The following is an 8,762-nucleotide window of genomic DNA, read 5'->3' as shown; positions in this document are numbered from 1 at the left end:
GTAGCTCAGCATCCCTATAAAACTCAAATCTTGGACTTCCATTCCTGCAAAACCCAATGGGCAACTCGTTCACTCTATTTTGAGGGACAGAAGCGAAATCAATTCTGTATCCTACACTACCGTTTGAATTTGGAATTGCTGGAGCGACCCCGATAGATAATCGGTGATCTAGAAAAATTTTTGCTAGAATGCAATTTTACCAGTAAAATTGGGAACATTTAAGGGTAGTGGAGAGTTTAAGAATCGTCTATGACATTTTCTTCCAAGAAAACCCGTGCCGTTGCCCTACGCAATTACTTTTCCCCCTTTGGTAACAAGTTGGTGCAGTCGGGATATATCGGTGCCGACCAAATGCAACAAGCCCTAGTGGAAACACGGAAATCGGGACGATCGCTAGTAGAAATATTACAACAACTAACTGGGCGCCCTTTGCCCCCGGATTTGCAGCGACAGTACAAGAAAAATCAGTTATTTGAATTAAAAATTCTCTACGGAGTCGAATCGATCGACCCCGAATTAAGCGATGTGGATGGACTGGAAATAGCCCGATTGATCGATTCTTTGATTCCGATCGATCTTTGTCGTCGCTATCGTCTCATCCCCCTGCGAAAGATCGAAGGAGAGCCGGCTGCGATTTTGATAGCCATGGTCGATCCCGACAACCTCGAGGCTTCCGACGATATTAATCGTATTCTCCGCCCCAGGGAGTTAGGTTTACAGCGTTTGGTGATTACTAGCGAAGATTATGAAAGATTACTGGAAAAATTCCACTCGGCTCAATCGGAATTAGAACAGGAAAAAGCCCGACTGCAAAAAGAAAAAGAACTAGAAAAACTCTCGGATCTCACTGGTATTGTCAGCAATATTGAGGTGGCCTCTGGTGCGGCTAACGATGAAGTGGCCGATGATCTCGGAGAAGGGGAAGCTAATCAAGCTCCCGTCATCAACCTCGTCAATAAAATTATAGCTAAAGCCCTACAGGAAGGGACTTCCGATATTCACATCGAACCCCAAGAAGAATTCCTGAAAATTCGCTTTCGCAAAGATGGAGTTCTTCATCAAGCTTTTGAGCCACTGCCGAAAAGAATTACCCCGGCGGTTACAGCCCGTCTTAAAATCATGGCCGAGCTCGATATCGCCGAACGTCGTCTTCCCCAAGATGGTAAAATTCGGCGGATGTATCAAGGGCGGAAAGTGGATTTTCGGGTTAATACCCTGCCCAGTCGCTACGGGGAAAAAGTCTGTTTACGGATTCTCGATAACTCGGCCACCCAGTTGGGTTTAGATAAACTGATCACCGATCAAAAGACCCTGCAAATCGTCCGAGACATGGCCAGTCGTCCCTTTGGTCTGTTGCTGGTGACAGGCCCGACCGGTTCGGGGAAATCCACCACTCTATACTCGGTGTTAGCGGAAAGAAATCACCCCGGGGTCAATATTAGTACGGCCGAAGATCCGATCGAATATTCTCTACCAGGCATCACCCAGGTGCAGGTAATTCGCGAAAAAGGCATGGATTTCGCCTCGATTCTGCGGGCATTCATGCGACAAGACCCGGATGTGATTCTGGTGGGAGAAACTAGGGACAAGGAAACGGCCAAAACAGCGATCGAGGCCGCCCTAACCGGTCACTTGGTCCTAACTACCCTACACACCAACGATGCCGCAGGTGCGATCGCTCGTCTCGATGAGATGGGGGTTGAACCGTTTATGATTTCTGGTTCTCTCTTGGGAGTCTTGGCCCAGCGTCTCGTGCGGCGCGTCTGTAGCCAGTGTCGAGTCGCCTATCACCCCAGTCAAGAGGAATTAGCCCGTTTTGGTCTTTCCGCCGCCAATGAACGGGAAGTGACCTTTTATAAGGCTAATACCCTCACCCTTGAGGAAATTCAACAGGCGCGAAAACAGGGCAATCTCTGCCTTAAGTGTAGCGGCAGCGGTTATAAAGGTCGCATTGGTGTCTATGAGGTAATGCAGAATAGTGAACGACTACAGCAGTTAATTAACCAAGGGGCAACCACCGATCGCATTAAGGAGACGGCCGTCGATGAGGGCATGGTGACACTCCTAGCCTATAGTTTAAATCTGGTGCGCGAGGGTTACACCACCCTCGAAGAAGTGGAACGGGTGACATTTACCGATTCCGGTCTGGAAGCGGAACTAAAAGCCAAACGGAAAAGCGGTTTAATCTGTCGTGGTTGTCGCGCCGAACTACAACCAGAATGGCTCGATTGTCCCTATTGTATGACACCGCGATTTAGTGATTAAGACAGTTTTTCAGTTATCAGTTATGAGATTTGAGTTTTAAGTAAGGAGTATTAAGTGAGTAGTCTTAAATAGCACTTTCCCAATGTCTTTTCACTGGTTACTGTTCACTGATTTTACCTTAGAGATGGGGTTTAACTTATGGAATTAATGATCGAAGATTTAATGGAACAATTGGTCGAGATGGGCGGTTCCGATATGCACATTCAGTCTGGGGCGCCGGTCTATTTTCGCATTAGTGGCAAACTGTCCCCGATTAATGAAGAATCTTTAACCCCGCAAGATTGTCAGAAATTGATTTTTAGTATGCTCAATAATACCCAAAGAAAAGAGTTAGAGCAGAATTGGGAATTAGACTGTTCCTACGGGGTGAAAGGATTAGCAAGATTTAGGGTCAATGTTTATAAAGAAAGGGGTGCTTATGCAGCTTGTTTACGGGCTTTGTCCTCTAAAATTCCTAACTTTGAACAATTAAATTTACCTAGAGTAGTACGGGAGTTATCGGAAAGACCGCGGGGATTAATTCTCGTAACTGGCCAAACAGGTTCGGGTAAAACTACCACTTTAGCGGCAATTTTAGACTTAATTAATCGGACTAGGTCTGAACATATTTTAACGGTAGAAGACCCAATTGAATACGTTTTTCCTAATATAAAAAGTCTGTTTCACCAACGACAAAAAGGAGAAGATACCAAGAGTTTTGCTAACGCTTTAAGAGCATCTTTACGGGAAGATCCTGATATTATCCTTGTGGGAGAAATGCGGGATTTAGAAACAATTAGTTTGGCAATCACGGCGGCAGAAACTGGTCACTTAGTCTTCGGAACCCTACACACTAGCTCGGCAGCGGGAACAGTGGATCGGATTATTGACGTTTTTCCTGCTAACCAACAGGCACAAATTCGCGCCATGTTATCCAATTCTTTACTAGCAGTTTTTAGTCAAAACCTAGTCAAGAAAAAAAATCCTAAACCGGGGGAATTTGGTCGGGCAATGGTACAGGAAATCATGGTGGTAACTCCAGCGATCGCTAATCTAATTCGGGAAGGAAAAGCCCCCCAAGTCTATTCAGCAATTCAAACGGGAATGAAGTTAGGAATGCAAACCATGGAACAGGGATTAGCTAATTTAGTTGTTAGGGGTGTTGTCTCTTTGGAAGAGGCCATTTCTAAAAGCGGTAAACCCGATGAATTACAACGTCTTATCGCCGGGGCCAGCGCTAACGCTAAAGCCCGGATTTAATCCTAAATCCTGTTTAAAAGGTATAGGAGAGTGGGAAGTTTTTTGCTGTAAACAGTGAACTGATAACTGATAACTGATAACTGATAACTGATAACTGATAACTGATAACTGATTTGTTCTATGCCTACTTTTGTCGCACAAGTTAAAAGCGGCTCTGGAAAAGTTTTCCAAGAGAAAGTTGAAGCTATGTCTCCCGAACAGGCCCGGACGATGCTGAAGGCGAAATATGCCGCCGTCGGTAAAGTCAAAAAAGTGGGGGGAGAGATCGATCTTTCCGGTTTACAGTTGATGTTTGCCAGCATTTCCATCAAAGATAAAGCGGTTTTTTCCCGTCAATTTTCGGTAATGATTAATGCTGGTGTGGCGATTGTGAGATGTTTGGGAGTTTTGGGGGATCAATGCGGTAATCCCAAGATGAAAAAAGCCCTACAAGCGATTAGTGCTGAGGTACAGCAAGGGACTCCGTTATCGGAAGCGATGGCCAAACATCCCGAATGTTTTGATGAACTTTATGTCAGTATGATCGAAGCTGGAGAGACGGGGGGGGTACTCGATGAAGTGCTGAACCGTCTCTCGAAACTTTTGGAAGATATGGCCCGCTTGAAAAACCAGATTAAATCAGCGATGACTTATCCAGTAGCGGTGGGAATTTTGGCGGTAGTTGTGTTTTTCGGGATGACGATCTTTTTAATTCCCGTCTTTGCGAAAATTTTCACCGATTTAAAGGTGGAACTACCGGCTTTAACGCAATTTATGCTCTTTTTAAGTGGTGTGATGCGTAGTTGGTTGATTTTAATTCCGATTGTCACCATTGTTGCCACGGTTTTTTTACTGCGTCGCTATTACAAAACCCCGATGGGTCGTCTGCAAATTGACCATTTTTTCCTTAAAATGCCTCTTTTTGGTGATTTGAATGAAAAGTCGGCTGTGGCTAGATTTTGCCGGGTTTTTGGGACTCTGACGCGTTCTGGTGTCCCAATTTTAAGTTCCCTCGACATCGTTTGTAATACGGTGGGTAATCAGGTAATTGCCAATGCGATCGCCGGTGCCAAGGCGGAAATTCAGCAGGGGGGAATGATGAGTTTGGCCCTACAAAAAGCCAATGTTTTCCCACCTTTGGCAATTCAAATGATTAGTATTGGGGAGGAAACGGGAGAATTAGATGCCATGATGATGAAAGTGGCGGATTTCTACGAAGATGAGGTGGAACAGGCCGTTAAAGCTTTAACCAGTATCATTGAACCCTTGATGATGGTTGGTGTTGCGGGGATGGTGGGAATTATTCTTTTGTCTATGTACTTGCCCATGTTTAAAATCTTCGATGCGTTGGGATAAGTTGAGCAGTGATCAGTGATCAGTGACTATTGCCGGTAGCTGGAAATCAGCAAGATTTGAATTTTCATCTCCTTTTATTTGATTAGGTGAATCTGTGTCTTACGAAACTTTATTAGCGGAATATAGCTGTCGTGAGGGGGCGATCGAATTATTGCGACAATATCGCCCCTATTTAGAGTTAATTCCTAGTATGCGTCGTCCTGAAGAGAGTTTAATTACTATTCCCTTGCCCTTGGTCAGAATTCGTCCATCTTCTGCCCTTGAATCTAGAAAGACGGTACAATTAGCTTGTGATTTGGCGATTCTGATGTGTGATCCGGAATGGAAAATTAAATTAGGTTCAGAAATCCTGATTTTTATCCATCGTCCGGGGGAAGATTTTTCTGATTTGTTGAAACGCTGGCGCGAAACCCAAATATGTTTAGATAAAGAATATGAATGGTTAATGCCCCCCAGAGAACAACATATGTTTAGTGAAGGTGCAGAAACAATTCATCCTTTATTTGTGGTTTTTGATCAAACGGCCGAGAGAATAAAAAAGGGTTTAAGAGGGGCTTTTTTACCGATGGTTGTTCAAAATTATCGGCCAGCTTTGATTGATGATTCCTTAGAATTAGTCGATCAAGATTAGCTGACTCTCTTAAGTAGGGTCTGCTGAAAAAGTTTTTCGTGGGGACAGGGTGTGGGGTGTGGGGTGTAGGGTTTTAGCGATTTTGAGGGGGTCAATTACCTAATTTTCAGGGAAAAAGTCCAGTAATTTTCCCCCCGATCACTCCCAGATCTGGTACTTTTTGATTGACAAAAAGTCTAAAAGTCTTACCCAACAAGGTTTTTAGATTTATTCAGCCAACCCTACTTAGTTTAGTATAAAGGGAACAGTTGACGATGGTTAAGCGCCTAAAATCAAGCGCTGACGATGAAAATTCAGCAGCGAAAGTTCTTGGCCAGAAACCCTTTCTAACATCTCGACGATATGATCGGGCTGTAGTAAAGTGCCATCATTGCGACAACTGCCCACATAGCACAAAACGGCTTGTTTGTCAACAGTTTTTAACTCTAATTCATATAATTGTTCTCGCAGATTAATCGTGACTTTTTTGCCGGATTTGGTGGTTTTTTCCCGTTCCATCACCGTTGCTTGTTTAATCGCCTCGATCCAATTTTGCCATTGTTGGCAGTCAATTCCCTCACTGTTAAAAGTGAGCAAATACGCAGCTTTTTCTAACAAACGGGTGGCAGCGGGAGCATTTAAGGGAATTTCTTCCACCTGATACACTGGTAAATCTGCGGGCAATTGTGCGCTTAATTGCTGTTTAAACCTCTCTAAATCCATCACTTTTGTCAATTCAAAATCGACAATCTCACCGCTACTGGTTGCTCCCAAGGATAAAGCATTGGCGATCGAAATGCGCGGACCAGGGTGAAATCCACCGGTAAAGGAAATGGGAATAGCAGCGCGACGGACGACGCGATCAAATAAACGCACCAGATCCAAGTGGCTAACTAAGGCCATTTCGCCAATTTTGCCAAACCAAACCCGAATTCTTTGGGCGCGTTCTTGATTGGGTTGAAAATGTCCAGCAAAAGCGGGAATCGGGGGCGCTTCAATGACGATATTATGACCAAAATCGAGGCTACAAACGCCACAATGGGAACAACCCTCAAAAGAACAATCGGGGACTGTTGCCGCGTCTAGGGCGCGTTTTAAGTCCTCCTGTAGCCATTTTTTATCGATACCGGTATCCAGATGATCCCAGGGCAGAGGACGCTCTAAAATATCTTTGTCTGCATCGGCAAAAATATGCCATTCTCCCTGTTCTATCTGACGATATTTCCAAGTTAAACCGGATTCTTCGATCGCCTGTGACCATGCTTGATAGGCTTTTTCCGTATTATCCCACCAAGCATCCATCCCGGCTCCCAATTGCCAAGCGCGCAGTACCACTTTCCCTAAACTTCTGTCACCGCGACCGATAAAATCTTCCATAGCCGAGATGCGGACATCGGTATAATTGACTTTTACCCCTCTCATGCCTTGGAATTCCTGTCTTAATAACTCCTGTTTGCGGATAAATTCGGCCGTCGAGACGGAATGCCACTGGAAGGGGGTATGGGGTTTAGGGGTAAAATTCGAGATAGTTAGGGTAAAATCGAGGGGTTTCCGCTTCGGTAAACGACATTCCCGACGCAACCAACGCAGGGTTTCCGCGATACCGATGACATCCACATCGGTTTCCCCTGGCAAACCGATCATAAAATAGAGTTTGACCTTATCCCAACCCTGTTCGACAGCAGTTTTTATCCCTCTGAGTAGTTCTTCGTTGGTTAACCCTTTGTTAATCACATCGCGCATTCGTTGGGTTCCCGCTTCCGGTGCAAAGGTCAAACCCGATTGACGATTGCCCCCAATTATGTTAGCAATATTTTCGTCAAAGCGATCGACTCTTTGACTGGGTAAGGATAGAGATATATTCTCATTCTGGAGACGGTTTTTAATCTCCATACCCACGGCAGGTAGAGCTAGATAATCGGAGCAACTGAGAGATAATAAGGAAAATTCGTTATATCCCGTCGCTCGCATTCCTTTTTCAATCGATTCGATGACTGCTTCTGGTTGCACATCCCGCGCAGGACGGGTTAACATCCCCGGTTGACAAAAACGACATCCCCGAGTGCAACCGCGACGAATTTCCACCACCAGGCGATCGTGAACCGTTTCCACGAAGGGAACTAAACCGATAGAATAGGCTGGGATAGGAGTAGCTACCCGGCGTAAAATTCTTTGCGGTACATCGTCACGATTGGGGATAACTGCACCGATTGGGGTGACATCGTAGAAACGGGGGACATATACCCCCGGAATTTGGGCTAAATCTAGTAATAGTTCTTCTTTGCTTAGATTAGCTAGTTTACCTTCTTCTAAAATTAAACCGATTTCTGGCAATAATTCTTCGCCATCACCGAGGGCGATAAAATCAAAAAAGTCGGCGTAGGGTTCGGGGTTAGAGGTGGCAGTTTGTCCCCCGGCAAAAATTAGCGGATAGTTACCTGAGTCTCTTGCTCTCCAAGTCAAGGGAATTGCCGCTAGGTCGAGCATTTCTAAAATATTGGTGGCTCCTAGCTCATAACTGAGACTAAAACCCAGAATATCAAAATCGGTGAGGCAACGACGGGATTCTAGGGCAAATAGGGGGGTTTTTGTCTGTTTGAGTTTTTGGGCTAAATCCGGTGCGGGTAAATAAGTGCGATCGCAGAGTTGGCGGGGTTGAGCATTGAGGATATTGTAGAGGATAATATGGCCGAGGTTAGATGCCCCCACTTCGTACACTTCCGGATAGGTTAACACCCAACGAACCACAGCACTTGCCCATTCTTTATGTTTAGCACCTAACTCGTTGCCCAAATAACGCGCCGGTCGAAAAATGTCGGGGGTGAGCAGTTGGTCTAAAGCAATAGTCACGGCAATCTACCTCAGATATCGTCAGCAATGGGTGCTTTTCTACTATAGCAGCCAGAATCGAGTCAGTATTCAGGAGTCGGGAGACAGGAGACTCCGAGACAGGAGACTCCGAGACAGGAGACAGGAGATAGGAGACAGGAGATAGGGTTTTGGGGTGATAGGGTTTTGGGGTGATAGGGTGATGAGACAGCTTCCCCACTTCCCTATCTACCCCACTTCCCCACTTCCCCACTTCCCCACTTCCCCACACCCCACACCCCACTTCCCCACTTCCCTATCTACCCCACTTCCCCATCTCCCTAAAATTCCAGAGGCTATAAGATAATTAAGGCTTGCTGAATAAATCTAAAAACCTTGTTGGATAAGACTTTTGGACTTTTTTCCCCTCAAAAAGTACCAGATATGGGAGTGATCAGGGGGAAATTCAGGGACTTTTTCCCTGAAAATTAGGTAATTGACCCCC

The 8,762-nt window shown here is 45.3% G+C and carries 6 protein-coding genes; 5 read left to right on the top strand and 1 reads right to left on the bottom strand.

Annotated elements, in window-relative coordinates; translation table 11 throughout:
- Positions 1-249 precede the first annotated feature (249 nt).
- The 4 genes from O9332_RS17090 (at position 250) to O9332_RS17075 (ending at position 5,470) form a co-directional block, all read left to right on the top strand.
- Complete coding sequence (locus O9332_RS17090; RefSeq protein ID WP_002763111.1) at positions 250-2,265, top strand: GspE/PulE family protein; 2,016 nt, start codon at positions 250-252, stop codon at positions 2,263-2,265.
- Positions 2,266-2,403: 138 nt separating this feature from the next.
- Positions 2,404-3,504: a type IV pilus twitching motility protein PilT gene (locus O9332_RS17085; RefSeq protein WP_061432558.1), complete on the top strand. Its 1,101-nt coding sequence runs from the start codon at positions 2,404-2,406 to the stop codon at positions 3,502-3,504.
- A 120-nt stretch (positions 3,505-3,624) separates the two neighbouring features.
- Positions 3,625-4,839: a type II secretion system F family protein gene (locus O9332_RS17080; RefSeq protein WP_288026567.1), complete on the top strand. Its 1,215-nt coding sequence runs from the start codon at positions 3,625-3,627 to the stop codon at positions 4,837-4,839.
- Between the two features lie 94 nt (positions 4,840-4,933).
- On the top strand, positions 4,934-5,470 hold the full coding sequence (locus tag O9332_RS17075) for a hypothetical protein (RefSeq protein ID WP_288026565.1): 537 nt from the start codon (positions 4,934-4,936) through the stop codon (positions 5,468-5,470).
- Between the two features lie 258 nt (positions 5,471-5,728).
- Here the strand turns inward: O9332_RS17075 and O9332_RS17070 are convergent, their stop codons facing one another.
- A complete protein-coding gene (locus O9332_RS17070) occupies positions 5,729-8,299 on the bottom strand; it encodes a TIGR03960 family B12-binding radical SAM protein (protein WP_288026563.1) in 2,571 nt (856 codons plus the stop codon).
- Between the two features lie 181 nt (positions 8,300-8,480).
- On the opposite strand from O9332_RS17070, the gene O9332_RS17065 reads away from it, so the two are divergent.
- A complete protein-coding gene (locus O9332_RS17065; RefSeq protein WP_288026561.1) occupies positions 8,481-8,624 on the top strand; it encodes a hypothetical protein in 144 nt (47 codons plus the stop codon).
- Positions 8,625-8,762 lie beyond the last annotated feature (138 nt).

This window comes from Microcystis sp. LE19-10.1B (assembly GCF_027530565.1).
Classification (GTDB): domain Bacteria; phylum Cyanobacteriota; class Cyanobacteriia; order Cyanobacteriales; family Microcystaceae; genus Microcystis; species Microcystis aeruginosa.
The sequence above is the reverse complement of the archived record's forward strand: the minus strand, read 5'-3'. Positions and strand labels throughout refer to the sequence as shown.